This window comes from Georgenia soli, from assembly GCF_002563695.1.
Lineage (GTDB): Bacteria > Actinomycetota > Actinomycetes > Actinomycetales > Actinomycetaceae > Georgenia > Georgenia soli.
The window spans coordinates 530,564-554,577 of record NZ_PDJI01000004.1; the positions used below are offsets into that span (position 1 = coordinate 530,564).

The 24,014-nt window shown below is 72.1% G+C and carries 24 protein-coding genes; 7 read left to right on the forward strand and 17 right to left on the reverse strand.

Annotation, left to right across the window (positions count from 1 at the left end; genetic code table 11):
* Positions 1–22: 22 nt before the first annotated feature.
* From ATJ97_RS03790 to ATJ97_RS03810, 5 genes are all read right to left on the reverse strand, one after another.
* Entirely contained in the window at positions 23–1,963 is a 1,941-nt protein-coding gene (locus ATJ97_RS03790) for an ABC transporter ATP-binding protein (protein ID WP_098482604.1), read from the reverse strand.
* Entirely contained in the window at positions 1,960–3,708 is a 1,749-nt protein-coding gene (locus ATJ97_RS03795; RefSeq protein ID WP_098485201.1) for an ABC transporter ATP-binding protein, read from the reverse strand. The genes ATJ97_RS03790 and ATJ97_RS03795 overlap by 4 nt, the downstream gene beginning before the upstream one ends.
* Before the next feature lie 261 nt (positions 3,709–3,969).
* Positions 3,970–5,334: an SPFH domain-containing protein gene (locus ATJ97_RS03800; protein ID WP_170037110.1), complete on the reverse strand. Its 1,365-nt coding sequence runs from the start codon at positions 5,332–5,334 to the stop codon at positions 3,970–3,972.
* Positions 5,335–5,380: 46 nt separating this feature from the next.
* Positions 5,381–5,830, reverse strand: coding sequence for an NfeD family protein (locus ATJ97_RS03805; RefSeq protein ID WP_098482605.1), 450 nt, complete (start codon positions 5,828–5,830; stop codon positions 5,381–5,383).
* Between the two features lie 187 nt (positions 5,831–6,017).
* Positions 6,018–6,812, reverse strand: coding sequence for an ABC transporter ATP-binding protein (locus ATJ97_RS03810; RefSeq protein WP_098482606.1), 795 nt, complete (start codon positions 6,810–6,812; stop codon positions 6,018–6,020).
* Between the two features lie 124 nt (positions 6,813–6,936).
* Here ATJ97_RS03810 and ATJ97_RS03815 point away from each other — a divergent pair, with 124 nt between their 5' ends.
* Entirely contained in the window at positions 6,937–7,740 is an 804-nt protein-coding gene (locus tag ATJ97_RS03815) for a hypothetical protein (protein ID WP_098482607.1), read from the forward strand.
* 40 nt (positions 7,741–7,780) lie between these two features.
* Here the strand turns inward: ATJ97_RS03815 and glgA are convergent, their stop codons facing one another.
* Positions 7,781–9,007: a glycogen synthase gene (gene glgA / locus ATJ97_RS03820; RefSeq protein ID WP_098482608.1), complete on the reverse strand. Its 1,227-nt coding sequence runs from the start codon at positions 9,005–9,007 to the stop codon at positions 7,781–7,783.
* A gap of 154 nt (positions 9,008–9,161) precedes the next feature.
* Here glgA and glgC point away from each other — a divergent pair, with 154 nt between their 5' ends.
* Together glgC and serB are read left to right on the forward strand one after the other, a co-directional pair.
* On the forward strand, positions 9,162–10,403 hold the full coding sequence (gene glgC / locus ATJ97_RS03825; protein WP_098482609.1) for a glucose-1-phosphate adenylyltransferase: 1,242 nt from the start codon (positions 9,162–9,164) through the stop codon (positions 10,401–10,403).
* Positions 10,404–10,468: 65 nt separating this feature from the next.
* Positions 10,469–11,371, forward strand: a complete 903-nt coding sequence (gene serB / locus ATJ97_RS03830; protein ID WP_245862091.1) for a phosphoserine phosphatase SerB — start codon at positions 10,469–10,471, stop codon at positions 11,369–11,371.
* A 74-nt stretch (positions 11,372–11,445) separates the two neighbouring features.
* Here serB and ATJ97_RS19660 read toward each other — a convergent pair whose 3' ends face one another.
* The 5 genes from ATJ97_RS19660 to fabG all read right to left on the reverse strand — a co-directional run bounded on the left by ATJ97_RS19660 (position 11,446) and on the right by fabG (position 14,431).
* Positions 11,446–11,604 (reverse strand): hypothetical protein, encoded by a 159-nt coding sequence (locus ATJ97_RS19660; protein WP_170037113.1) that lies wholly within the window; start codon positions 11,602–11,604, stop codon positions 11,446–11,448.
* 92 nt (positions 11,605–11,696) lie between these two features.
* A complete protein-coding gene (locus tag ATJ97_RS03835) occupies positions 11,697–12,302 on the reverse strand; it encodes a dihydrofolate reductase family protein (protein WP_098482610.1) in 606 nt (201 codons plus the stop codon).
* Positions 12,303–12,403: 101 nt separating this feature from the next.
* On the reverse strand, positions 12,404–12,904 hold the full coding sequence (locus ATJ97_RS03840) for a SixA phosphatase family protein (protein WP_098482611.1): 501 nt from the start codon (positions 12,902–12,904) through the stop codon (positions 12,404–12,406).
* Between the two features lies 1 nt (position 12,905).
* Positions 12,906–13,673: an enoyl-ACP reductase FabI gene (gene fabI / locus ATJ97_RS03845; RefSeq protein ID WP_098482612.1), complete on the reverse strand. Its 768-nt coding sequence runs from the start codon at positions 13,671–13,673 to the stop codon at positions 12,906–12,908.
* Between the two features lie 41 nt (positions 13,674–13,714).
* The gene (gene fabG, locus ATJ97_RS03850) at positions 13,715–14,431 is read right to left on the reverse strand and encodes a 3-oxoacyl-ACP reductase FabG (protein ID WP_098482613.1); all 717 of its coding nucleotides are present in this window, start codon (positions 14,429–14,431) and stop codon (positions 13,715–13,717) included.
* A 162-nt stretch (positions 14,432–14,593) separates the two neighbouring features.
* Between fabG and ATJ97_RS03855 the strand changes: the two genes are divergently transcribed.
* Genes ATJ97_RS03855 through ATJ97_RS03865 form a run of 3 tightly spaced genes read left to right on the forward strand, consistent with a single transcriptional unit; the run spans position 14,594 to position 16,229 of the window.
* Positions 14,594–14,923, forward strand: a complete 330-nt coding sequence (locus ATJ97_RS03855) for a DUF3099 domain-containing protein (protein WP_211287037.1) — start codon at positions 14,594–14,596, stop codon at positions 14,921–14,923.
* On the forward strand, positions 14,920–15,135 hold the full coding sequence (locus tag ATJ97_RS03860) for a hypothetical protein (protein ID WP_098482614.1): 216 nt from the start codon (positions 14,920–14,922) through the stop codon (positions 15,133–15,135). Before ATJ97_RS03855 ends, ATJ97_RS03860 begins: the two co-directional genes overlap by 4 nt.
* Positions 15,132–16,229, forward strand: coding sequence for an SURF1 family cytochrome oxidase biogenesis protein (locus tag ATJ97_RS03865; RefSeq protein WP_098482615.1), 1,098 nt, complete (start codon positions 15,132–15,134; stop codon positions 16,227–16,229). Before ATJ97_RS03860 ends, ATJ97_RS03865 begins: the two co-directional genes overlap by 4 nt.
* Positions 16,230–16,480: 251 nt before the next feature.
* On the opposite strand, the gene ATJ97_RS03870 is transcribed toward ATJ97_RS03865, so the two are convergent.
* On the reverse strand, positions 16,481–18,094 hold the full coding sequence (locus ATJ97_RS03870; RefSeq protein ID WP_098482616.1) for an ABC-F family ATP-binding cassette domain-containing protein: 1,614 nt from the start codon (positions 18,092–18,094) through the stop codon (positions 16,481–16,483).
* A gap of 147 nt (positions 18,095–18,241) precedes the next feature.
* On the opposite strand from ATJ97_RS03870, the gene ypfJ reads away from it, so the two are divergent.
* Positions 18,242–19,123 carry a KPN_02809 family neutral zinc metallopeptidase gene (gene ypfJ / locus ATJ97_RS03875; RefSeq protein ID WP_098482617.1) on the forward strand — a complete coding sequence of 294 codons (882 nt, stop codon included), beginning with the start codon at positions 18,242–18,244 and terminating at the stop codon, positions 19,121–19,123.
* A gap of 205 nt (positions 19,124–19,328) precedes the next feature.
* On the opposite strand, the gene ATJ97_RS03880 is transcribed toward ypfJ, so the two are convergent.
* From ATJ97_RS03880 to sufC, 5 genes are all read right to left on the reverse strand, one after another.
* A complete protein-coding gene (locus ATJ97_RS03880) occupies positions 19,329–20,804 on the reverse strand; it encodes a nucleobase:cation symporter-2 family protein (protein WP_170037116.1) in 1,476 nt (491 codons plus the stop codon).
* Between the two features lie 264 nt (positions 20,805–21,068).
* Positions 21,069–21,419 (reverse strand): metal-sulfur cluster assembly factor, encoded by a 351-nt coding sequence (locus tag ATJ97_RS03885; protein ID WP_098482618.1) that lies wholly within the window; start codon positions 21,417–21,419, stop codon positions 21,069–21,071.
* Entirely contained in the window at positions 21,416–21,901 is a 486-nt protein-coding gene (gene sufU, locus ATJ97_RS03890) for a Fe-S cluster assembly sulfur transfer protein SufU (RefSeq protein WP_098482619.1), read from the reverse strand. The genes ATJ97_RS03885 and sufU overlap by 4 nt, the downstream gene beginning before the upstream one ends.
* A complete protein-coding gene (locus tag ATJ97_RS03895; protein ID WP_098482620.1) occupies positions 21,894–23,237 on the reverse strand; it encodes a SufS family cysteine desulfurase in 1,344 nt (447 codons plus the stop codon). The genes sufU and ATJ97_RS03895 overlap by 8 nt, the downstream gene beginning before the upstream one ends.
* A gap of 11 nt (positions 23,238–23,248) precedes the next feature.
* Positions 23,249–24,007: a Fe-S cluster assembly ATPase SufC gene (gene sufC / locus ATJ97_RS03900; RefSeq protein ID WP_098482621.1), complete on the reverse strand. Its 759-nt coding sequence runs from the start codon at positions 24,005–24,007 to the stop codon at positions 23,249–23,251.
* Positions 24,008–24,014 lie beyond the last annotated feature (7 nt).

Consider the following 24,014-nt stretch of genomic DNA (forward strand, 5'->3'; position numbering starts at 1 on the left):
GGTCCAGGCGCAGCGCCGCGGCCTACGTCTCCTCGACCACCGGGGCGGCGAACTGGGACTCGTACAGCCGCGCGTAGGCACCGCGCGCCTCGAGCAGCTCGGCGTGCGTGCCCTTCTCCACGATCCGTCCCTCCTCCATGACGAGGATGACGTCGGCGTCGCGGATGGTGGAGAGCCGGTGGGCGATGACGAAGCTGGTCCGGCCCTGGCGCAGCGCGTTCATCGCCTGCTGCACGAGCACCTCGGTGCGGGTGTCCACCGAGCTGGTGGCCTCGTCGAGGATGAGGATCTGCGGGTCGGAGAGGAAGGCACGCGCGATGGTGATGAGCTGCTTCTCGCCGGTGGAGACGCCGCCGCCCTCGTCGTCGATCACGGTGCCGTAGCCGTCGGGCAGGGAGTGGACGAACCGCTCCACGCTCGTGGCGCGGCCGGCGAGCTCCACCTCGGCGTCCGTGGCGCCGTCGCGGCCGAAGGCGATGTTCTCCGCGATGGTGCCCTGGAAGAGCCACGTGTCCTGCAGGACCATGCCGATCTGGTCGCGCAGGTCCGCTCGCGTCATCGTGCGGGTGTCCACGCCGTCGAGCAGGATCCGGCCCGAGTCGATCTCGTAGAACCGCATGATGAGGTTCACCAGCGTGGTCTTGCCCGCCCCGGTGGGGCCGACGACGGCGACCGTCTGGCCCGGCTCGACCACCAGGTCCAGGTTCTCGATGAGCGGGGTGTCGGGCTCGTAGCGGAAGCTGACGTCCTGGAACTCCACGCGGCCGCGCACCGCGGCCGGGCGGGCGCCCGGCACCGGGTCGGGCGCCTCCTCCTCGGCGTCCATGAGCTCGAAGATCCGCTCCGCGGAGGCGACGCCGGACTGGACGAGGTTGGCCATCGACGCGAGCTGGGCGAGCGGCTGGCTGAACTGGCGCGAGTACTGGATAAAGGCCTGCACCTCGCCGAGGGTCAGGGCCCCCGACGCCACTCGCAGCCCGCCGACGACGGCGACGAGCACGTAGTTGAGGTTCGAGACGAACGCCATCGACGGCATGATCGTCCCGGAGATAAACTGCGCCCGGAAGCTCGCCCGGTACAGGCGCTCGTTCTCCTCGGTGAACGCGGTGGCGAACGCGTCCTGGCTGTTGAACGCGGTGACCAGCTCGTGGCCGGTGAAGGCCTCCTCGACCTGGCCGCCGAGGTCGCCGGTGGACTTCCACTGGGCGACGAAGTGCGGCTGCGCCCGCTTGGCGATGGTCATGGTGAGCCAGGCGGAGAGCGGCACGGTGACGAGCGCGATCAGCGCCAGCTGCCAGGACAGGTAGAACATCATGCCCAGCACCCCGACGACGGTGAGCAGCGAGACGATCAGCTGCGAGAGGGTCTGCTGCAGCGACTGGGTGACGTTGTCGATGTCGTTCGTGACGCGGGAGAGCGTGTCCCCGCGGGCCTGGGAGTCGAGATGCGAGAGGGAGAGCCGGTCGATCTTGGCCTGGACGTCACGCCGGAGCCGGTAACCGGTGCGCTGGACGACGTGGGCCAGGATGAACCCCTGCCCCCAGCCGAGCACGGCGGCGGCCGCGTAGACCGCGAGGACCACGAGGACGGTGGTGCCGAGCGCGCCGAAGTCGATGCCCTGCCCGGGCACCACGTCCATCCCGGAGACCATCTGAGCGACCTGGTCCTGCCCGGCCGCACGCAGGCCGGCGATCGCCTGCGCCTTGCTGACGCCCTCCGGCAGCATCTTGCCGACGACGCCGTTGAAGACGATGTTGGTCGCGTCGCCGAGCAGCTTGGGCCCGAGCACCTGCAGGAAGACCGACCCCGCCCCGAGGACGACGACGAGCACCATCCACGCCCGTTCCGGCCGCAGCTCGCCGATCAGGCGCCGCAGGGAGTCGCCGAAGTGCAGCGACTTCTGCGCGGGTGCCATGCCCGGTCCCATGCCCGGACCGCGCGGCCCCGGCCCGTGCCCGCTCATGCCGCCTCCTCCGCGCTGAGCTGGGAGAGCACGATCTCGCGGTACGTCTCCGAGGTCTCCATGAGCTCGTGGTGCGTCCCGACGCCGACCACGCGCCCCTCGTCGAGGACGACGATCTGGTCGGCGTCACGGATGGAGGCGACCCGCTGGCCGACGACGAGCACGGTGGCCCCGCCGGTGGCCGATGGCAGGGCGGCCCGCAGGCGGGCGTCCGTGGCGAAGTCGAGGGCCGAGAACGAGTCGTCGAACAGGTAGACGTCCGCGCGGCGCAGCAGGGCCCGGGCGATCGCGAGTCTCTGCCGCTGCCCGCCGGAGAAGTTGGTGCCGCCCTGCTCGACCGGCGCGTCCAGCCCACCGGGCAGCGCCTCGACGAAGTCCCGGGCCTGGGCGATCTCGAGCGCCCGCCACAGCTCGGCGTCGGTGGCCGACGGCCGCCCGTGCCGCAGCGTGGAGGCGACGGTGCCCGAGAACAGGTACGCCTTCTGCGGCACGAGTGACACCCGCGCGCGCAGCGCACCGGGGTCGAGCTCGCGCACGTCGACCCCGGCCACCCGCACCGCACCGGCGGTGACGTCCACCAGGCGCGGGATCAGGTTGACCAGGGACGTCTTGCCCGAGCCGGTCGACCCGATCACCGCCGTCGTGCGTCCGGGTTCGAGACGCAGGTCGACGTCGCACAGCACCGGCGACTCCGCGCCGGCGTACCCGAAGCTCGCGCCGTCGAGCTCGACGACGAGGCCGCGGTTCCCGTTCGGTGGTACCGGCAGGGGCACGGGCTCCGCCGGGACGACGATCTCGGGCTCGACGTCCAGGACCTCCTTGATGCGCTCGGAGCTGACCTCGGCGCGCGGGACCATCACGAACATCATGACCGCCATGAGCACGGACATGAGGATCTGCATGAGGTAGTTGAGGAACGCGACGAGGGAGCCGACCTCCATCTCGCCCGTGTCGATGCGGCCGGCGCCGAACCAGATCACGCCCACCGACGAGGCCCCGATGATCAGCTGCACCGCCGGGAAGACCACCGCCATGATCTTCCCGACGCCGAGCGCCGTCGCCATGAGCTCCGTGCTGGCCTCGTCGAAGCGGACCCGCTCGGTGGGCTGCCGGTTGAACGCCCGGACCACCCGCACGCCGGCGATCTGCTCGCGCAGCACGAGGTTGATCCGGTCGATGCGCTTCTGCATCACCTTGAACAGCGGGGCCATCCGCCAGATGGCCAGCCCCATCACGGCGGCGAGCACCGGGATGACGACCAGCAGCAGCGCGGAGAGGCCGACGTCCTGCTGCAGGGCCATGAAGACGCCGCCGACCATCATGATCGGGGCCATCACCATGATGGTGAACGTCAGCACGGTGACCATCTGGATCTGCTGGACGTCGTTGGTGGTGCGCGTGATGAGACTGGGGGCGCCGAAGCGGCCCATCTCGGCGGCGGAGAACCGCTGGACGCGGTCGAAGACGGCGGCGCGCATGTCCCGGCCCGCCGCCATGGCCGTCCGGGCACCGAGGCGGACGGCCGCGACCGCGCAGACCGCCTGCACCGCGCTGATGCCGAGCATCAGCCCACCGATGCGGACGATGTAGCCGGTGTCGCCCTGCACCACGCCGTTGTTGATGATGTCGGCGTTGAGGGTGGGCAGGGACAGTGCGGCGATGGTCTGCACCATCTGCAGCACGACGATGACCGCCACGTCGCGCCGGTAGGGGCGCAGGAAGCGTCGCAGGACTCTGAGGAGCATCGGACCCACTTCTCTACTGCCACGGGCTGCCGCGGCCGCATCAGCGTACGCGCCACGGATGACGTCCGTCATCACGTTTCCGGGCGCTCCGCGGGTGATTACGGACGGATGCCGAATCACCGCCGAGCGGCTCCTGGTCCGCGAGCCCACGGCTCTGCTGACCGGCGAGAGGGACGGGACGACCAACACCGCCGGGACGACTGACACCGCCGGGACGACCGACGGCGGCGGGCCGGAGCCCGCCGCCGCGTCGCAGTAGCCTCAGCGCTGCCCGGGCTCCTCGCCCTGGTCCTCCGGCCGCTGCTGCTGCGGCGGCGCGAAGCGAGAGGTGTCGTCCGGCGCACCCTCCTGCGGCCCGGGCCCGGCGGGGCTGGTGTGCGCCCGCTCGGTCAGCTCCTCGGCCTGGCGCTGCGCCTCCCGGCGCGCCCGCTCGCCGCCGGCCGCGATGGCCTCCTCGACCCTTGCCTCGGAGGCGGCCCTCCGCTGCGCGCGGGTGGGCCCGGACTCGGCAGGCCGCTGGCCCACCTCGGCAGACCGCGAGAACGGCGCGCCGGACGCCTCGCCCGCATGGGTCGCCTCGGACGTGGCGCGCTGTGCCTCGCCACGCGCCTGGGCGAGCGCCTCGTCCGGGTCCTGCAGGGTCGTCTCCTGGAGATTCTTCGACATGCCGGAGCCGTAGTCGCCGAAGTCGACGGTCGGGTGCTCGCCGCCGTCGAGGTCCGGTCCGCCGTCGGCCTTGCCGTCGACCCCGAAGCCCTTGGCGATACCGCCCAGGGCCGCGGTGAACTCGGTGGGGACGACCCACAGCTTCGAGGAGGAGCCGTTCGCGATCTCCGGGAGCATCTGGAGGTACTGGTACGCGAGCAGGCGGCTGTCGGGCTTGCCGCGGTGGATCGCGTCGAAGACCTGCAGGATCGCCCGGGACTCACCCTGGGCCTTGAGGATCGCGGACTGCGCCTGCCCCTCGGCCCGGAGGATCGCGGCCTGCTTCTCACCCTCGGCGGTGAGGATCTGCGACTGCTTGACACCCTCGGCGGTCAGGATCGCGGCGCGACGGTCACGCTCGGCACGCATCTGCTGCTCCATGGAGCCCTGCACCGAGGCGGGCGGGTCGATGGCCTTGAGCTCGACACGGTTGACGCGGATGCCCCAGCGGCCGGTCGCCTCGTCCAGCACCCCGCGCAGCTGGCCGTTGATCTGGTCGCGGCTGGTCAGGGTCTGCTCGAGGTCCATCGAGCCGATGACGTTGCGCAGCGTGGTGACGGTGAGCTGCTCGATACCGGTGATGTAGTTGGCGATCTCGTAGGTCGCGGACTTCGGGTCGGTCACCTGGAAGTAGATGACCGTGTCGATGCTGACCACGAGGTTGTCGGAGGTGATCACGGGCTGCGGCGGGAAGGAGACCACCTGCTCGCGCAGGTCGACGCCGGCGCGCACCTTGTCCACGAACGGGATGAGGAAGTGCAGGCCGGCGTACATGGTCGTCTGGTACTTGCCCAGGCGCTCGACGATCAGCGCCACCGCCTGCGGCACGATCCGGACCGCGCGCGTGATCGCGACGATGACGAAGATCCCGATGAGGACCAGGACGATGATCAGGATGATGCCGCCGATGCTCTCGGCCATGGTGCTCCTCTTGCGGGTCGGTCGGTAGGTCGGTCGGTTCGGTGGGTCAGGGCAGGTACGAGCGGTCCTCGACGGCGTCGACGACGGCGGTCGCGCCGTCGATGCGGACGACGCGCACGGTGGTCCCGGCCGGCAGCACGGCGCCCCGCTGGGCCGCCCGTGCGGTCCAGACCTCGCCGGCGAGCTTGACGCGCCCGGCGTGCTCGGTCACGTCGATCAGCACGGTGGCCTCACGGCCGACGTGCGCGGCGATGTTCGTGGCGGTGTCCGGCGTCGAGCGGTCGAGCAGCTTCTTCGCCCAGGGCCGCACGACGAACAGCAGGGCGGCGGAGACGCCGGCGAAGACGATGATCTGCACCCAGAACGGCGCCCCGAGCAGGGAGACGAGCATGGCCGCCAGCGCGCCGCCCGCGAACATGAGGAAGATCAGGTCCACGGTCAGCATCTCGACGACGCCGAGGACGAGCGCGGCCCCCAGCCACCAGAGCCAGGCCATGTTCCCTCACTCCCCGCCGCGCACCTCGCGCGCGGCTGACCAGCGCCGACGTCGTCGTTGTGAGAACGATCCTAGTCGGGCCGGGTGACACGCCTGTCCGCCGACGCGCACGGGCCAGGTCTCGGGTCGGTAACGGGCCGCGTCCGTAACGGCCGGCGTCCGTGCGGCAGCTGCTGCCGTGCGCGAGTCAGCGCGCCGAGCCGGCCGCCCGCGCGCTGTAGCGGTCCCGGTGACGCTCGACCTCGAGCTCGAGCCCGAAGGCGGCGGAGAGGTGCTGCGGGGTCAGCACGTCCTCGATCGGCCCGGCCGCCTCCACCGTGCCGTCACGCAGCAGCAGGGCGTGGGTGAAGCCGGAGGGGATCTCCTCGACGTGGTGGGTGACCAGCACCATCACCGGGGAGCGGCCGTCACCGGCGAGCTCGGACAGGGCGGCCATGAGCTCCTCGCGCCCGCCGAGGTCGAGCCCGGCGGCGGGCTCGTCGAGGAGCAGCACCTCGGGGTCGGGCATGAGCGCGCGGGCGATCTGGACGCGCTTGCGCTCCCCGGAGCTCAGGGTGCCGTAGGTCCGCTCGGCGAGGTGGCCGACGCCGAACACGTCAAGGAGCACCTGGGCGCGGTCCAGGTCGAGCTCGTCGTACTGCTCGCGCCAGCGGCCCGTGATGCCGTAGGAGGCCGTGACGACGACGTCGATCGCCCGCTCCCCCGCCGGCAGCCGCTGGTCCAGGGCGGCCGAGGCGAGTCCCACCAGGGGCCGCAGCTCGTTCAGGTCGGTCTTCCCGACCTCCTCGCCGATGATCCGCACGGTGCCGCTGGTCGGGTGGAGGCGTCCGGCCACGAGCTGGATGACGGTCGTCTTGCCGGCGCCGTTGGGCCCGAGCACCACCCAGCGCTCGCCCTCGTTCACGGACCAGTCGACGCCGTCGAGGATCGTCTTGCTCCCGCGGCGGACGAGGACGTCGTTCAGCTCCAGCACATCACCCATGGGCTCGACCCTAGAACACCGGCGGCCCCCGGCCGCGCGTGCACGCCGAAGGACGGACGTACCGTCGGTCCCGCGCCGCCACCGCGTGCCGGGGAGCGACGGACGCAGAACTACGCTGTTCCCCATGTCAGGTCCGGCGATCCTCACCCTCCCCGCGTCGGTGGTCCTCGCGCTGTGGCTGCCCGCGGTCGACGGACCGCAGGCCGCGCGCCGCGCCGCCCTGGCCGTCACCGGTGCGGACGAGGTGCACCACGTGCGCGAGCGCGGCGCCGTGCTGACCGGGACGACGACGCTCGGTGAGCTTCTCGTCGAGCTGTCCGCGGCCGACGAGGTCGCCGCGATCCTGCCCCGCCCGGGCGACCCGATGGGCGCGCCCGCCATCCGGTCGGCGGACCTGCTCGACGCGGGCGAGGGGCTGCTCCTGCGCCGCCCGGGGAACCCGACGGAACGCTGCGGCGTCGTCGTCCCGGAGCGGGAGGTCTACGGCAGCGTCCTGGAGCAGGGCGAGCTCGTCACATGGGTCGTCGACCACGACATCACCGAGCACCTGCCGGCCCCCAGTCTGCTCCTGGCGGGCGTCGACTCCCTCTCGCAGGCCCGCCGGGACATCCAGCTCGCGATGTCGGAGGCCGTGGACGCCCTCGAGGCGCTCGACGTCGCCCGCGACCGGCCCGACCTCGCCGAGGAGCTGCTCGACCTGTCGCTGGCGACGATCCCGGACGAGCTCCTCCCGCCGCACCTCGACCCACGCCGCCTGGACGTCCTCGAGCGGGCGGCGCGCCTCCTGGCCATCGTCGACCTCGCGACGAGCGACGACGGCGCGGCCGTCACCGCCGGCCAGGCCGGCGCCCGGGCGGGCGCCCTGGCCCACGTCGCCCGCTCCGCGCGCCACGCTCTCGCGGCCGCCAGCGCCACGCGCCGGGCCTGAGGGCGGCCGCCCTCGGGGCGGTGCGCGGCTTTCCCCGCAGCTACCCGCGCAGCACGCTCTCGTAGACCTCGAACGTGCGGTCGGCGATGGCGTCCCAGGAGAAGTGGTCCTCGACGCGGCGGCGTGAGGCCACCCCCATCTGCGCGGCGCGCTGGGGGTCGGTGACCAGCGCGGTGAGCGCCTCGGCGAGGTCCCGCTCGAACCTGGCGGGGTCGATGGGCGTGCCCGTCCCGTCGTCGGCCTGCTCGATGGGGACCAGGGTGCCTGTCACGCCGTCGTCGATGACCTCCGGGATGCCGCCGGTGGCCGAGCCGACGACCGGCAGCCCGACCGCCATGGCCTCGAGGTTGACGATGCCGAGCGGCTCGTACACGGACGGGCAGACGAACACGGTACCGGCCGCCAGGACGGCCACCAGCTCGGGGCGCGGGAGCATCTCCTCGATCCAGACGATGCCCTGGCGCCGTTCCTGCAGCTTGCTCACCAGGCCGGTGACCTCGGCGGCGATCTCGGGGGTGTCCGGCGCCCCGGCGCACAGCACGAGCTGCACGTCCTCCGGAAGGTGCTCGACGGCGCGGAGCAGGTGCGGCAGGCCCTTCTGGCGGGTGATGCGGCCGACGAAGACGACCGTGGGCCGGTCGGCGTCGATGCCGAGCCGGGCGAGGGTGGCGGCCGCGGCGTCCCGCTCCTCGTCCGTGGTGGGGCGCTGCCAGCCCTGCAGGTCGATGCCGTTGTGGACGACGACGACCTTGTCCGGGTCGATCTGGGGGTAGGCGCGCAGGATGTCCTCCCGCATGCCGCCGGAGACGGCGATGACGGCGGCGGCCCCCTCGTAGGCGGTGCGCTCGGCCCAGCTCGACAGCGCGTACCCGCCGCCGAGCTGCTCGGCCTTCCAGGGGCGCAGCGGCTCGAGCGAGTGCGCCGTGAGGACGTGGGGCACGTCGTTGAGGAGCGCCCCGAGGGTCCCGGCGAGGTTGGCGTACCAGGTGTGGGAGTGCACGAGGTCGGTGCCGGCGAGGTTCGCCGCGATCGTCAGGTCCGTGCCGAACGTGCGCAGCGCGGCGTTGGCCTGCTGGAGCTCGGGGAGGTCGTCGTAGCCCGTGACCGGCACCTCGCCGTCGGCGTCGTCCGCCGGGCGCGGGCCGTCGAAGGCGTGGACGCGCACGTCGACGCTGCGGCTCAGCACCCGCGCCAGCTCGGTCACGTGCACCCCGGCGCCGCCGTAGACGTGCGGCGGGTACTCACGGGTGAGGAGGTCGACCCTCATGCTTCCTGCTTTCCTTCGTCGGACGGGAGCCGCGGAGCCCCGTCGCACCGGTGCGAGGGGTCCAGCATGCCCGGTCCGCCCGTGATCCACGCAACACGCAGCAATTTGTTGCCACCGGACGACGGGAACCGCGGACCGGCCCTATGGTCGGGGCATGGCAGCCCCACGCGTCCTCGCGATCGTCCTGGCCGGCGGCGAGGGAAAGCGGCTCATGCCGCTCACGGTCGACCGTGCCAAGCCCGCTGTGCCGTTCGGGGGCATCTACCGCCTCATCGACTTCGCGCTGTCCAACATCGTCAACTCCGGCTACCTGCGGGTCGTCGTGCTGACGCAGTACAAGTCCCACAGCCTGGACCGGCACATCGCCAAGACGTGGCGCATGTCGAACCTGCTCGGCAACTACGTCGCGCCGGTGCCGGCGCAGCAGCGCGTCGGCAAGCACTGGTTCCTGGGCAGCGCCGACGCCGTCTACCAGTCGCTCAACCTCATCGACGACGAGCGGCCCGACATCGTCGTCATCGTGGGCGCGGACAACATCTACCGCATGGACTTCTCCCAGATGGTGGAGCAGCACATGGACTCCGGCTTCCCGCTGACGGTGGCCGGCATCCGTCAGCCGCTGTCCCTGGCGGACCAGTTCGGGGTCATCCAGGCCGACGCGGACAACCCGCACAAGATCGGTGAGTTCCTCGAGAAGCCGAAGGACGCCGTCGGGCTGGCCGACTCCCCGGACGAGGTCCTGGCCTCGATGGGCAACTACGTCTTCGACGCCGACGCCCTCGTCGAGGCGGTCACCTCCGACGCCAAGGACGAGTCCTCCAAGCACGACATGGGCGGCTCCATCGTCCCGGCGTTCGTGGCCGACGGCGCCGCGGGCCTGTACGACTTCACGTTCAACGACGTCCCCGGCTCCACGGACCGGGACCGGAACTACTGGCGCGACGTCGGCACGGTGGACGCGTACTACGACGCCAACCAGGACCTGATCTCCGTCTACCCGGTCTTCAACCTCTACAACGACTCCTGGCCGCTGTTCACCGGCTACACGGGGCTGCCGCCGGCGAAGTTCGTCTACGCCCACCGCGAGCGGCTCGGCCACGCCCTGGACTCGCTCATCTCCCCCGGGGTGATCATCTCGGGCGGTGAGGTCATCGGCTCGGTCCTCTCCCCCGGCACCCGGGTCAACTCCTGGTCCTCCGTGCGCGACTCGGTGCTCTTCGACGGTGTCGACGTCGGCCGCAACGCCACCGTCAACCGCACGATCCTGGACAAGAACGTCCGGGTCGAGCCGGGCGCACAGGTGGGGATCGACCACGAGCACGACCTCGCCCGCGGGTTCACCGTCACGGAGTCGGGCATCACCGTGGTGCCGAAGGGCTGGACCGTCGAGCGCTGAGCCGACGGGCGCACGATGACGGACGGGCGCGTCCCCGTCCCGAATCTGCCCGTAGGGTTCCGGTCGTGAACGATCCCGTCCCCTCCCTGGTCCGTGCCGGCCTGGTCTCCCCCCGCCCCGTCCCCGAGTCCCTGGTGAGCCACGCGTCGGCCGTCCTCGCCCGCGTGGCCGACGACGTGACCGTGGCGGACACCTCGCGGGACGGCTGGTTCGGACTGGCCCTGACGGGCACCCTGCGCCCCGGCACCAGCGCCGACGCCGCCTCCGCCGAGCTGCGCGGACCGGCCACGGCGCTCGGCGTCGACGTCGCCGTCACCGCGGGCCCGCTCGCCGCCGAGGGCGTCGGGCTGCTCGTCACCGACGTGGACTCGACCCTCATCACCGCGGAGGTCATCGAGCTCCTGGCCGAGCACGCCGGCACGCGCGAGCAGGTGGCCGCCGTCACCGAGCGCGCGATGCGCGGCGAGCTGGACTTCGCCGCCAGCCTGCGCGAGCGGGTTGCGACCCTGGCCGGGCTGGACGCCGGCGTGCTGGAGGACGTGCGCGCCCGCGTGGCGCTCACCCCGGGTGCCCGGGAGCTGGTGGCCGCGGTCCACGAGGCGGGCGGCAGCGTCGGCCTGGTCTCCGGCGGCTTCGCCGAGGTGGTGGAGCCGCTCGCGGCGTCGCTGGGCATCCGGCACGTGGTGGCGAACACCCTCGAGGTCGTGGACGGCCGGCTCACCGGACGCACGTCCGGCCCGGTGGTCGACCGGGCCGCGAAGGAGCGTCATCTGCGCGCGTGGGCCGAGGCCGACGGCGTGCCGCTGGACCGGGTCGTCGCCGTCGGCGACGGCGCCAACGACCTCGACATGCTCGACGCCGCGGGCCTCGGGGTCGCGTTCTGCGCCAAGCCTGTCGTCCAGGAGCAGGCGGACGCGGCCGTGACCTTCCCGCGCCTGGACGCCGTGCTGGGGCTGCTGGGCCGCTGAGCTCGGTCCGCTCAGCACTCCCGGGACGTGGGACGCCGGACCGGTCGGCACCGGTCCGGCGTCGGTGGCGCAGGTCAGCGCGTCTTCTCGAGCTGCTCCTCGACCATCTCGGTCGGGACCTCGGACGGTACCTCTGTGCCGTCCGCCGGCTTCTCGGCCGGACCGCTCTCACGGGCGCGGCGTTCCCGCTCCCTCTCTGCCCAGCGTTCGGTGTAGTACCGGTCGTAGCACATCGCGGACTCCTTCCCTGCGGGGCACTTCCGATTGTCCACCCGCGGGCGCGCACGCACCAGGCCCGGCAGCGCCGTCAGCGCTGGCAGCGCCGTCAGCGCCCCACGTCGTAGGTCAGGTGCGCGAACTGGCCGAACCGCTCCACGCTCCGCAGCGACAGCCCGTCCGGGCCGATGCGCCGGGGCAGCAACGGTTTGCCGGACGGCACCGTGGCGGGCGCGAAGGTGACCTGGAGCTCGTCCAGAGCACCGGCCTCCCAGAACTGGCCCACCAGGTCACCACCACCGAGCAGCCAGACGTCCCGGCCGTCCGCGGCGTCGACGATCTCCGGGAGGGCCCGCGCGACGTCGCCGTGCACGAGGCGGACGTCCGCCCCGTCGGGCCGCGGCAGCTCCCGGGAGCTGAAGACGAACGCGGGCCGGTCACCGAGGTAGTCCAGCTCCTGCCAACGGCCGGGCGTCTCGAGGACCTTCTCCTCGCGCAGCACCCACTCGTAGGTGGTCGAGCCCATGACGTTCACGCCGACGTCGCCGAGCTGGGCGGAGAGGTCGGGCATCTCCGCGGAGTCGACGGCGAAGAGCCAGGCCAGGGAGTTGTCCTCGTCGGCCAGGAACCCGTTGAGGGTCGAGGCGGTGTAGTAGACGAACCGCGGCCCGCCCTCGGGACGCGGTGACGACGACGGCGCAGGCTGGGGCTCCATGCCGCGAGCGTGCCCGGCCGGCTGCGCCGTCGTCCACGAGAATTCCGGCAGACCGGACCGGCGGCCCCGCTCGCCACGCTGTCGTCGTGGCGTTCCCCGGCTCAGTCGGCGAGGCGGACCAGCTGGGTCAGGTGCGCCGTCGACCGGTCCAGCTCGGCCCACGCCGTCGGGACCTCGATGACGCACGCGGCAGCGGTCGGGATGCCGAGGCTGACCTGCCGGGCGAGGTCGTCCTGGGTGTCGTGCAGGAGGAACGCGAGGTGCGACATGGTGGGCTCGTGGCCGACGACGAGCACGGTCGCGGTCTCGGCGTCGAGCTCCTGGAGCATGGCGAGCACCTGACGGGGACCGGCCTCGTAGAGCTCGTCGCGGACCTCGTGCGTGCGCACGCGCAGCTGCTGGCTGACGAGCTTGAACGTCTCGGTGGTGCGCAGCGCCGAGGAGACGAGCGCGACGTCGACCGTGCCGGTCACCTCCGCCAGACGTGGGCCGAGCGCGGTGGCCTGCTTGCGGCCCTTCGTGGCGAGCGGACGGCGGGCGTCGCCGAGGTCGGCCTCGGGCTCGGCCTTGGCGTGGCGCAGCAGGACGAGGGTCCGCGCCACGTCAGACCCCCATGGCGTGGACGCCGCCGTCGACGTGGACGATCTCCCCCGTCGTCTTCGGGAACCACTCCGAGCACAGCCCGACGACGGTCCGGGCGGTGGGTTCGGCGTCGGAGACGTCCCACCCGAGCGGGGCGCGCTCGTCCCAGCCGCCCTCGACCTGGTCGAAGCCGGGGATCGACGTCGCCGCGGTGGTGCGCACCGGGCCGGCGGAGACGAGGTTGACGCGGATGCCCGACGGTCCCAGGTCGCGGGCGAGGTAGCGCGCGGTGGACTCGAAGGCCGCCTTGGCCACGCCCATCCAGTCGTAGACCGGCCAGGCGAAGCTCGCGTCGAAGGTGAGCCCGACGAGCGCGGAACCCGGCACCATCAGCGGCTGGGCGGCGACGGCGAGGGCCTTGAGGGAGAACGCGGAGACGTGCACGGCGGTGGCGACGTCCTCCCACTGCCCGGCGAGGAAGTTCCCGCCCATGACGGACTGCGGGGCGAAGCCGATGGAGTGGACGACGGCGTCGAGGTGGTCGACGTGCTCGCGGACGGCGTCGGCGAGGTTGTCGAGGTCCTCCTGGTTCTGCACGTCCAGCTGGACCACCGGGGCCGGCGCGGGCAGACGCCGGGCGGTGATCTCGGTGAGCCGGAACTGGCGCCCGAAGGACGTCAGGACGACCTTGGCGCCCTGCTCCTGCGCGAGCCGCGCCACGTGGAAGGCGATCGAGTTGTCCTTCAGCACCCCGGTCACCAGGATCGTCTTGCCCTCGAGCAGTCCCATGGGTCTCCTTTCGCTGGCGCGGCGGGCGCCGGTGGTTGTGGTCAGTGGCCCATGCCCAGGCCGCCGTCGACCGGGACGACGGCCCCGGAGATGTAGGCGGCCTCGGGCGAGGCGAGGAAGTGGACGGCGGACGCGACGTCGTCGACGGTGCCGAACCGGCCGGCGGGGATGGCCCCGAGGTAGGCCTGCTGCTGCTTCTCGGGCAGGGCCTGGGTCATCGCGGTGTCGATGAAGCCGGGGGCGACGACGTTGGCGGTGATCCCCCGACCGCCCAGCTCGCGGGTGATCGAGCGGGCCATGCCGACCAGGCCGGCCTTGGAGGCGGAGTAGTTCACCTGGCCGGGGCCGCCGTAGAGGGCCACGACCGAGGAGATGAGCACGATCCGCCCGGCGCGGGCGCGGATCATCCCCTTGGAGGCGCGGCGGGCCACGCGGAAGGCGCCGGCGAGGTTGGTGTCGAGGACCGTGTCGAAGTCCTCGTCGCTCATGCGCATGAGGAGCTGGTCGCGGGTGACGCCGGCGTTGGCGACGACGACCTCCACCGGCCCGTGCTCCTCCTCGACCTTGGTGAAGGCCGCGTCGACGGAGGCGGTGTCGCGCACGTCGCCGACGACGCCGAGGACGCCGTCGGGCAGGTCGCCGGAGCGGTAGATGGTGGCGACCCTGTCGCCTGCGGCGACGAACCGCTCGGCGATCGCGCGGCCGATGCCCCGGTTCGCCCCGGTCACCAGGACACTGCGTCCGACCTTCTCGGCCACGACATCTCCTCTTCATCCGCCTGTCGCTGCGGGGAAACCGTAGCCGACGCCCGGGCGAGGGCGAAAAGGCGTCCCGGCGGCGGGCCAGTGGGGCATCCCACAGCCGTCCGGGCTGGAGGGGACGAAGGTCCCTGCGGGCGCTGTGCGGCGTAGCCTTGAGGGATGAGGATGCCCGGTCGTCGCGCACGGGGATCGCAGGTCCAGGCGATCACCTCGGCCCCCCGCGCCCTGGCTGACGACGTGCACGACCGCACCGTGCGCTACCTGATCTCCATGGGGATCCGCACCGCCTGCTTCCTGCTTCTCCTGGTGGTTCCGGGACCGTGGAAGTGGGTGTGCGTGGCCGGCGCCGTGGTGCTGCCGGCCGTGGCGGTGCTGGTGGCGAACGCCGGCCGCGAGCGACCGCAGCCTCCGACCACGCTGATCGGGCCGCCGGGGCCCCCGCCCCCGCCCCAGCTCCCCTACGACCCCACGACGGAGTATCTGCGATGACCGAGGAGGTTCTGCGCTGCAGCGCCAAGGGCTGCGGCGCCGAGGCCGTCCACGCCCTGCTGTGGAACAACCCCCGCCTGCACACCACCGGCCGCCGCAAGGTGTGGCTGGCGTGCGACGCCCACCGCGAGCACCTCAGCCGGTTCCTGTCCGACCGGTCCTTCCTGCGTGACGTCGTCGGGGTCGGCGAGCTGGACGAGACGCACGGGTGAGCGCAGACGGTGAGGCGGCGCCGAGCGGGCGGTACGCGTTCCTGCGCACCCGTCGCTGGGTCGGCCTGATCGCGCTCCTGGTGACCGCCTCGGTGGCGTGCGTGCTGCTCGGGCACTGGCAGTGGGGCCGGTACGTCGAGCGGCACGCGGAGGCCGAGCAGGTCAACGCCGTGTACGACGCGCAGCCGCTGCCCCTCGACGAGGCGCTCGGCACCGCCGCCGGCGGCTCGCCCACCCCTACGGTCGGGCCCGGCGACGAGTGGCAGCCGGTTCGCCTGCGCGGCCACTACGTCGAGGACGGCACCGTCCTGCTGCGCAACCGGCCCGTCGACGGCACCCCGGCGGTGCACGTGATCGCCCCGTTCGTCGCGGAGACCGGCGCGGGTGAGGTGCTCGTCGTCGTCGACCGCGGGTGGATCCCCGCCGAGGTCGCCGACACCGGCGGCGAGGTGCCCCGGCCACCGGCCGGAGAGGTGACGCTCACCGCCCGGCTGCGCGAGCCGGAGCAGCCGAGCGACCGCGACCAGCCCCACGGGCAGGTGTACACGCTCGACCCGGGTCAGGTGCTCCAGGCGGTGCGCGGGGTGACGGACCTCGCCCCGGTCGCCGGCCTGCCGGTGCTCGACGGGTACGTGGTGGCGTCCGCCGAGGACCCGGCGCCCGCGGTGGCGGTCGGCGGCTACACGCGGCCGGAGTCGAAGCACGTCATGAACATCTCGTACGCGTTCCAGTGGTGGATCTTCGCGGCCGGGTTCCTGCTGTCGCTGGTGGTCCTGGCGCGGCGCGAGGCCGCCGAGCGGTCCGGGCACGGGCCCGTGCGGCGCCTGAGCCGCGCGGAGTTCGACGAGGACCTGGAGATCTACACGCAGCTGCAGGCGCGGGCCGCGCTCCCGGCCGGGGCCCGTGGCGCCGATCTCGGTGCCGGCGCCCCTCGAGGTGACCGGCTCGTCGACGCATCGAGTGCGCCGGACGACACCTTGCGCGGGCAGCGGGTGATCGAGGCGACGGCGTTCGAGGTTTCGCCCGAGGCCGAGGCCGACCGGTCCGCCGGCCGGTCAGGTCAGGCTCCGCCGTCGTCGCGGCCCGAGAGCTGACCGCCCGGAACCCTGCTCCGCCGTCGTCCCGGCCCGGCCCGCCCGCTATCGCCGACGGAGCGCGTCGCCGGCCAATCTTCGCCGCGGAGCGTCGGCCGCCAAACCTTCGCCGTGATCCCCACTCGGCGTTGGACGAACAACGGTGAGGATCCGATGCCTCTGGGGCACCGAATCCTCACCGTTGACTGATCAGCGAACCTGACCGCGGCTCACGTGAGTCCGGACTCGGCTCACGCGAGGTCGCACGCTCCTCACGCGAGGGTGACGAGCTCGAGGTACTGGTCGCTCCAAAGGTCCTCGTCCGCGTCGGGCAGCAGGAGCACCCGCTCGGGGTTGAGCGCCTCGACCGCGCCCTCGTCGTGCGTGACGAGGACGACGGCGCCGGTGAAGGAGCGCAGCGCGCCGAGGATCTCCTCGCGGCTGGCCGGGTCGAGGTTGTTCGTCGGCTCGTCCAGCAGCAGCACGTTCGCCGAGGAGACCACGAGGACCGCGAGCGCGAGACGGGTCTTCTCGCCGCCGGAGAGCACCTTGGCGGGCTTGTCGGCGTCCTCCCCGGAGAACAGGAACGAGCCGAGCACGCTGCGCACACCGGTGTCGTCGAGGTCGGGGGCCGCCGAGCGGAGGTTCTCCACCACGGTGCTCTCGACGTCGAGGGTCTCGTGCTCCTGGGCGTAGTAGCCGACCTTCAGGCCGTGCCCGGGGATCACCTCGCCGGTGTCCGGCTCCTCCACGCCGCCGAGGATGCGCAGCAGGGTGGTCTTGCCCGCGCCGTTCAGGCCCAGGATGACCACCTTGGAGCCGCGGTCGATGGCGAGGTTGACGTCGGTGAAGACCTCGAGGGAGCCGTAGGACTTGCTCAGCCCCTCGGCCGTGAGCGGGGTCTTCCCGCACGGCGCCGGGTCGGGGAAGCGCAGGTGCGCGACCTTGTCGGCGCGGCGGACCTCGTCGAGCCCCGACAGGAGCCGCTCGGCCCGTCGGGCCATGTTCTGCGCGGCGACGGTCTTGGTGGCCTTGGCACGCATCTTGTCGGCCTGGGCCATCAGCTGACCGGCCTTCTTCTCCGCGTTGGCCCGTTCGCGGCGGCGACGACGCTCGTCGGCCTCGCGCTGCTTGACGTAGGCGTCCCAGCCCATGTTGTACACGTCGAGCACGCCGCGGTTGGCGTCGAGGTGCCACACGTGGTTGACCGTCTCGCGCAGCAGCTCGACGTCGTGAGAGATCACCACGAAGCCGCCCGAGTAGCTCTTCAGGTAGTCGCGCAGCCAGATGATCGAGTCGTGGTCCAGGTGGTTGGTCGGCTCGTCGAGCAGCAGGGTGTCGACCCCGGAGAACAGGATCCGCGCGAGCTCCACCCGGCGGCGCTGACCGCCGGAGAGGGTTTCCAGCGGCTGCTCCAGCACCCGGGTGGGCAGCCCGAGGTTCGAGGTGATGCGGGCGGCCTCCGACTCCGCGGCCCAGCCACCCTGCGCCGCGAACTCGGCGTCCAGGCGCACGTACTTCTCCATGGCCTTCTGCTGGGCGGCGCCCTCGGCGGTGCTCATGGTGTGCTCGGCGCGGCGGATGCGCCGGACGATCTCGTCGAGGCCGCGGGCGGAGAGCACGCGGTCCCGCGCCAGCACCTGCAGGTCGCCCGTGCGCGGGTCCTGCGGCAGGTAGCCGATCTCGCCCGACCGCACGATCTGGCCGGTGTGCTGGACCACCGAGGCCGTCTCGTCCTGGCCGGACAGCAGCTTCGTCAGCGTCGTCTTGCCGGCGCCGTTGCGCCCGACGAGCCCGATGCGCATGCCGGCGTCGATGCGGAAGGTGGCCTCGTGGAGGAGCTCACGAGCGCCGATGCGCATGGAGACGTCGTGGGCGGTGATCACAGGGCAGACCTCAAGACGCAGACGGGGGTGTGGGGCACCGATGTGGTGCGCGCTCCAGTCTACGTGGCCGCCCCGGGCGGGCCGAGAGAATTTGCTCTCACCCCCGCCGACGCGCCGGGTCGCGCCGGCCGAACTACCTTGAGGCGCATGACTTTCAACAGGGGCGGCCGGATCGACTCCAGCCGGGTGCGCACGTCGCGTGGCGGCAAGGGGATAGCGGTCGGGGGCGGCGCGGGCGTGCTCGTGCTGCTCGTCTACCTGTTCACGGGGCAGGACCTCTCCGGCGTCGTCGGCGGCGGGGACGCCTCTCAGCAGGAGACCGGGATGAGTCTCGAGCACTGCCGGACCGGCGCGGACGCCAACCAGTACGTCGAGTGCCGCATGGTGGCGGGAGCCGAGTCGCTCGACGCGTTCTGGCAGACGGCGCTGCCCGAGCAGGCGGGCGTGCAGTACCGGGAGCCGGGCTTCGAGGTGTTCGAGGGCTCGGTGGCGACCGGCTGCGGCAACGCCACCTCCGCCGTCGGCCCGTTCTACTGCCCGCCGGACGAGAGCGTCTACCTCGACACCGGCTTCTTCGACCAGCTCGAGACGCAGCTCGGTGCCGAGAACGCCCCGTTGGCGCAGCTGTACATCGTCGGGCACGAGTGGGGCCACCACATCTCCAACCAGCAGGGCATCATGGACGCCATCGACCGGCAGGACACCGGCCCGACGTCCGACGGCGTGCGTCTCGAGCTGCAGGCCGACTGCTACGCGGGCATGTGGCTCTCACACGCGGCCACGGTGCCGGACCCGGACTCCCCCGACGGCGCACCGCTGCTGCAGCAGCCCGCCGCCGCACAGATCTCGGACGCCCTCGACGCCGCGGCCGCGGTGGGCGACGACCGCATCCAGGCGGGCGCCGGCCAGGCAGTCAACCCCGAGGCGTGGACCCACGGCTCTGCCGAGCAGCGCATGCGCTGGTTCACGACCGGCTACGAGCAGGGCTCGCTGGCCGCCTGCGACACGTTCTCGGCCGGACAGCTCTGAGCCGACGGCCGCGGGGCGTCGCGGCCGGCTCCACGCCGCGAGTCGCCCACTGCTGTGAGTCGCCCACTGCTGTGAGAAACGCCGACCGCTACCGGGGGTTCCGGTAGCGGTCGGCGTTCCTGCACGCGGTGGGCGTTCTCACCCGCAGTCGGTGCGGGGGCACCGCCTACGGGCTCACTCGGCGAAGAGGGCGGCCGAGCGGGGATCAGCGGTGGGGGTCCGCCTCCGGGCTCTCGGTGGTGACCACCTCACGCTCGCGATGACCGTTGCCCTCCCGAGCCGACGCACGCCCTGCCTGAGCGGCCTCCGCGTCGCGCACCACCTCCGGCCTGTTGAGGCTCTTGGTGATGCGCCGGGCGTCCTGGACCGCCTCGGCGTCGTCCACAGCACGTTGCGCCGGGTTGAGCAGCAGGTTCAGCAGGATCGCGGTGAGCGCACCGGCGCTGATGCCGGAGTCGAAGATCAGCTGGAACCAGTCGGGGAACGCGGCGTAGATGTCCGGCCGGACGGTGGGCATGAGCGCCACGCCGACCGAGATCGCCACCACGAGGATGTTCGTGTTGGTGAAGTGCACCCGCGCCAGGGTGCGGACGCCGGAGGCGACCACCATCCCGAACAGGGCGATCCCGGCGCCGCCGAGGACCGACCGCGGCACGCCCTCGACGATGGCGGCCACCTTGGGCACGAGGCCGAGCGCGATCAGGATGACGCCGGACATGGCGGTGACCCACCGCGACTTCACGCGGGTGAGGCTGACGAGGCCCACGTTCTGCGCGAAGGCCGTGTACGGGAAGGTGTTGAAGAACCCGCCGAGCATCGTGGACAGGCCGTCGGCGCGCAGGCCGTCGGCGAGCTGACGCTTGCCGACCGGGCGGTCGACGATCTCCCCGACGGCGACCATGTCACCGGTGGTCTCGGTCATGATCACGAGGCCGACGACGAGCATGGAGATGACGGCGGCGATCGGGAACGTCGGCAGGCCGAAGTGCAGCGGCGTGATGACCGCGAACCAGCCGGCCGCCCCCACCCCGGACCAGTCCACCAGCCCGAACGGGATCGCGACGATGGTGCCGACGACGAGGCCGAGCAGCACCGAGACGCGCGCGACCGCGGGCGGGGCGAACCGCTCCAGCAGGATGATGAAGATCAGGGTCCCGGCCGCGAACGCGAGGTCACGCGGTTCCGCCGTGTCCTGGTTGTTGGTGATCCACCCTCCGGCCACGCCCATGAGCGACAGGCCGATGATCATGATGACCGTGCCGGTCACGAGGGGCGGGAAGAACCGCAGGATCGAGGAGAACACCGGCGCCAGGGCGATCATGAACAGGCCGCAGGCGATCGTGGCGCCGAAGATCGCCGTGATGTCGTACTGGTTGCCGATGGCGATCATCGGGCCGACGGCGGCGAACGTCACGCCCTGCATCAGGGGCAGGCGGACCCCGAAGCGCCAGAAGCCGATCGACTGGATCAGGGTGGCGACGCCGGCCACGAAGAGGTCGGCGCTGATGAGGAACGCGATGTCCTGGGGCGAGTACCCCAGGGCACCGCCGACGATCAGGGGGACCGCGACGGCGCCGGCGTACATCGCCAGGACGTGCTGCAGCCCCAGGGGGAAGAGCCTGTCGAGGCGGGGGATCTCGTCGACAGGATGTCTGGACTTGACGGCACTGCTGGTGGACACATGACCTCCTCGTTGAAGCCCGCCGGATCGGCGAGACGTCCAGCGCACCGCGTGGGCCCGGGTGAAGCCCCGCGGTGGTGAAAGTCTTATTCCGGCATGCGAGAGGGAACGCTACAGCGTCCGGCTGCGCACGTGAAGAGGGAAATGCCGACAAAGTGCTGCGGCCCCGCACCTCGTGAGGAGGTGCGGGGCCGCAGTTACGCGTCCCAGAGCTACCGAGCGGGGGCCCGCGCAGCGACGGGCGCCGGGCTCAGGGCGCAGGACTCAGACGTTGAAGCCGATGGCGCGGAGCTGCTCGCGCCCGATGGGCGTGATCTTCTCCGGGCCCCACGGCGGCATCCAGACCCAGTTGATGCGCTGGCCGGCGACGAGGCCCTCGAGCGCCTGCGCTGCCTGGTCCTCGATGACGTCGGTCAGCGGGCAGGCCGCCGAGGTCAGCGTCATGTCGATGACGGCGTGGTTGTTCTGGTCCACGGTCACGCCGTAGACGAGGCCGAGGTCCACGACATTGATCCCGAGCTCGGGGTCGATGACGTCGCGCATGGCCTCCTCGACGTCGGCCGCGGTGGTGGGCGACGGGTTCGTCGCCGAGGGCGGGTTGGTCGTCTCGCTCATGAATCCTCCTTCTGGGACGGCTCTGCCGTCAGGGCGTGGGCGAGGGCGTCGCGCAGGGCCATCCAGCCGAGCAGGGCGCACTTGATGCGGGCAGGGTAACGGGCGACGCCCACGAACGCCGCGGCGTCCTCCAGGGAGTCCTGCTTCTCGGCCGCCAGCTCCTTGCCACGGTTGTGCATGAGCTCGCGGAACGTCTCGTTGAGGCGGTCGACGGTCGAGATGTCCTGGCCGGTGACCAGGTCGTTGAGCACCGACAGCGACGCCTGGGAGATCGAGCACCCCTGGCCGACCCAGCCGATCCCGGCGACCCTGGGCGGGCCGTCGGCGTGGTCGAGGCGGACCCGCAGTCGCACCTCGTCCCCGCAGGTCGGGTTGACCTGGAAGGACTCACCGTCGAACGGGTCGATCTCCCCCGCGCCGTGCTTCTCGCGCGAGTGGTCGAGAATGACCTGCTGGTAGAGCTGCTCCATCGCGTCAGCCATGGTCCACCCCGAAGAACCGGCGCACGCGACCGAGCTGGTCGACGAACGCCTCGATCTCCTCCGCCGTCGTGTAGACGCCGGCCGACGCACGTGCCGAGGCGTTGACGCCGAGGCGGCGGTGGATGGGCTGGGCGCAGTGGTGACCGACGCGCACGGCGATCCCGGCGTCGTCGAGCACCTGCCCGACATCGTGCGGGTGCACGCCGTCGACCTCGAAGGCCACGACGGCGAGCCGGTCGGCGGGGTCCGTGGGGCCCAGCACCCGGACGCCCGGCACGGAGGCGACGCCGTCCAGCAGCAGCCGGGTCAGCTCGGCCTCGTGCGCGGCCAGCGCGTCCATCCCCAGCTCGGCGAGGTAGCCGACCGCGGCGTGCAGCCCGACGGTCTGGGAGACCATCTGGGTGCCGGCCTCGAAGCGGGTGGGCGCGTCCGCGTAGGTGGTGGACTCCATGGTCACCACCTGCACCATGGACCCGCCCGTGAGGAACGGCGGGAGCACCTCGAGCAGCTCGCGACGCCCGTACAGGACCCCCACCCCGGTGGGGCCGAGCATCTTGTGCCCGGAGAAGACGGCGAAGTCGACGTCGAGCGCCCTCAGGTCCAGCGGCAGGTGCGCCGCCGACTGGCAGGCGTCGAGGACGACCAGGGCGCCGGCCCTGCGGGCCAGCGCGACGACGTCGGCCACGGGGCTGACGGCGCCGGTGACGTTGGACGCGTGCGTCAGCGCGACGACGCGGGTGCGCTCGGTGATCACGTCGAAGGTCGCCGGGTCGAGGCGGCCGTCGTCCGTCAGCGAGATCCACCGCAGGGTGGCGCCGGTGCGGGCGCACAGCTCCTGCCACGGCACGAGGTTGGCGTGGTGCTCGGCCTCGGTGACCACGACCTCGTCACCCGGTCCGAGCCCGAACAGCTCGCGCGCACGGTCCCCGCCGCGCCCGAGCGAGGCGTTGGACATGGCGTACGCGACGAGGTTGATGCCCTCGGTCGCGTTCTTCGTCCAGACGATCTCGTCGGTCTCGACCCCCACGAAGGCGGCGACGGCGGCGCGGGCGGCCTCGTAGGCCTCGGTCGCCTCCTCCGCCAGCTGGTGGGCCCCGCGGTGCACCGCCGCGTTGCGACGGAGGTAGAAGTCCTGCTCGGCGTCGAGGACGCACTGGGGCTTCTGGGACGTGGCGGCGGTGTCGAGGTAGACCAGCGGCCTGCCGTCGCGCACCGTGCGACCGAGCAGCGGGAAGTCGGCGCGCACGGCCGCCAGCTCCTCCGCGCTCAGGGAGCGGGAGGGGCTGGCGGCCGGTGCGGCGAGCTGACCGGCCACCGGGGTTCCGGCAGCGTTCATGCGGATACCTCTCAGACCGTGGCGGTCAGGTACTTGTCGTAGCCCTCGGCCTCGAGCTGGTCGGCGAGCTCGGCGCCACCCTGCTCGGCGACCTTGCCCTCGACGAAGACGTGGACGAAGTCGGGCTTGATGTACTGCAGGATGCGCGTGTAGTGCGTGATCAGCATGACGCCGAGGCCGGTGTTCTCGTGGACGCGGTTGACGCCCTCGGAGACGACCCGCAGCGCGTCGACGTCGAGACCGGAGTCCGTCTCGTCGAGCACGGCGAACTTCGGCTGCAGCAGCTCCATCTGCAGGATCTCGTGGCGCTTCTTCTCACCGCCGGAGAAGCCGTGGTTCACGTCGCGCTGGGCGAACTCGGGGTCCATGCGCAGCTTGCCCATGGCGTCCTTGACGTCGCCGACCCACTGCCGCAGCGCGGGGGCCTCGCCGGTGATGGCGGTCTTGGCGGTGCGCAGGAAGTTCGACACGGTCACGCCGGGGACCTCGACCGGGTACTGCATGGCGAGGAACAGGCCGGCGCGGGCGCGCTCGTCGACGCTCATCTCCAGGACGTTCTCGCCGTCCAGGAGCACCTCGCCCTCAGTGACGGTGTACTTCGGGTGCCCGGCGATGGAGTAGGCGAGGGTCGACTTGCCGGAGCCGTTGGGGCCCATGATGGCGTGGATCTCACCCGAGTTGATGGTGAGGTCGACGCCGCGCAGGATCGGCTTCGGGCCGTCGTTGGTCTCGACGGAGACGTGGAGGTTCTTGATCTCAAGGGTGGACATCTGTGGC

Bases quoted from the DNA above. Each gene is read 5' to 3' on its own strand.
- ATJ97_RS03790 (WP_098482604.1), bottom strand. From the start codon at position 1,963: ATGAGCGGGCACGGGCCGGGGCCGCGCGGTCCGGGCATGGGACCGGGC.
- ATJ97_RS03795 (WP_098485201.1), bottom strand. From the start codon at position 3,708: ATGCTCCTCAGAGTCCTGCGACGCTTCCTGCGCCCCTACCGGCGCGAC.
- ATJ97_RS03800 (WP_170037110.1), bottom strand. From the start codon at position 5,334: ATGGCCGAGAGCATCGGCGGCATCATCCTGATCATCGTCCTGGTCCTC.
- ATJ97_RS03805 (WP_098482605.1), bottom strand. From the start codon at position 5,830: ATGGCCTGGCTCTGGTGGCTGGGGGCCGCGCTCGTCCTCGGCGTCGTC.
- ATJ97_RS03810 (WP_098482606.1), bottom strand. From the start codon at position 6,812: ATGGGTGATGTGCTGGAGCTGAACGACGTCCTCGTCCGCCGCGGGAGC.
- ATJ97_RS03815 (WP_098482607.1), top strand. From the start codon at position 6,937: ATGTCAGGTCCGGCGATCCTCACCCTCCCCGCGTCGGTGGTCCTCGCG.
- glgA (WP_098482608.1), bottom strand. From the start codon at position 9,007: ATGAGGGTCGACCTCCTCACCCGTGAGTACCCGCCGCACGTCTACGGC.
- glgC (WP_098482609.1), top strand. From the start codon at position 9,162: ATGGCAGCCCCACGCGTCCTCGCGATCGTCCTGGCCGGCGGCGAGGGA.
- ATJ97_RS19660 (WP_170037113.1), bottom strand. From the start codon at position 11,604: ATGTGCTACGACCGGTACTACACCGAACGCTGGGCAGAGAGGGAGCGG.
- ATJ97_RS03835 (WP_098482610.1), bottom strand. From the start codon at position 12,302: ATGGAGCCCCAGCCTGCGCCGTCGTCGTCACCGCGTCCCGAGGGCGGG.
- fabI (WP_098482612.1), bottom strand. From the start codon at position 13,673: ATGGGACTGCTCGAGGGCAAGACGATCCTGGTGACCGGGGTGCTGAAG.
- ATJ97_RS03855 (WP_211287037.1), top strand. From the start codon at position 14,594: ATGAGGATGCCCGGTCGTCGCGCACGGGGATCGCAGGTCCAGGCGATC.
- ATJ97_RS03860 (WP_098482614.1), top strand. From the start codon at position 14,920: ATGACCGAGGAGGTTCTGCGCTGCAGCGCCAAGGGCTGCGGCGCCGAG.
- ypfJ (WP_098482617.1), top strand. From the start codon at position 18,242: ATGACTTTCAACAGGGGCGGCCGGATCGACTCCAGCCGGGTGCGCACG.
- ATJ97_RS03885 (WP_098482618.1), bottom strand. From the start codon at position 21,419: ATGAGCGAGACGACCAACCCGCCCTCGGCGACGAACCCGTCGCCCACC.
- sufU (WP_098482619.1), bottom strand. From the start codon at position 21,901: ATGGCTGACGCGATGGAGCAGCTCTACCAGCAGGTCATTCTCGACCAC.
- ATJ97_RS03895 (WP_098482620.1), bottom strand. From the start codon at position 23,237: ATGAACGCTGCCGGAACCCCGGTGGCCGGTCAGCTCGCCGCACCGGCC.
- sufC (WP_098482621.1), bottom strand. From the start codon at position 24,007: ATGTCCACCCTTGAGATCAAGAACCTCCACGTCTCCGTCGAGACCAAC.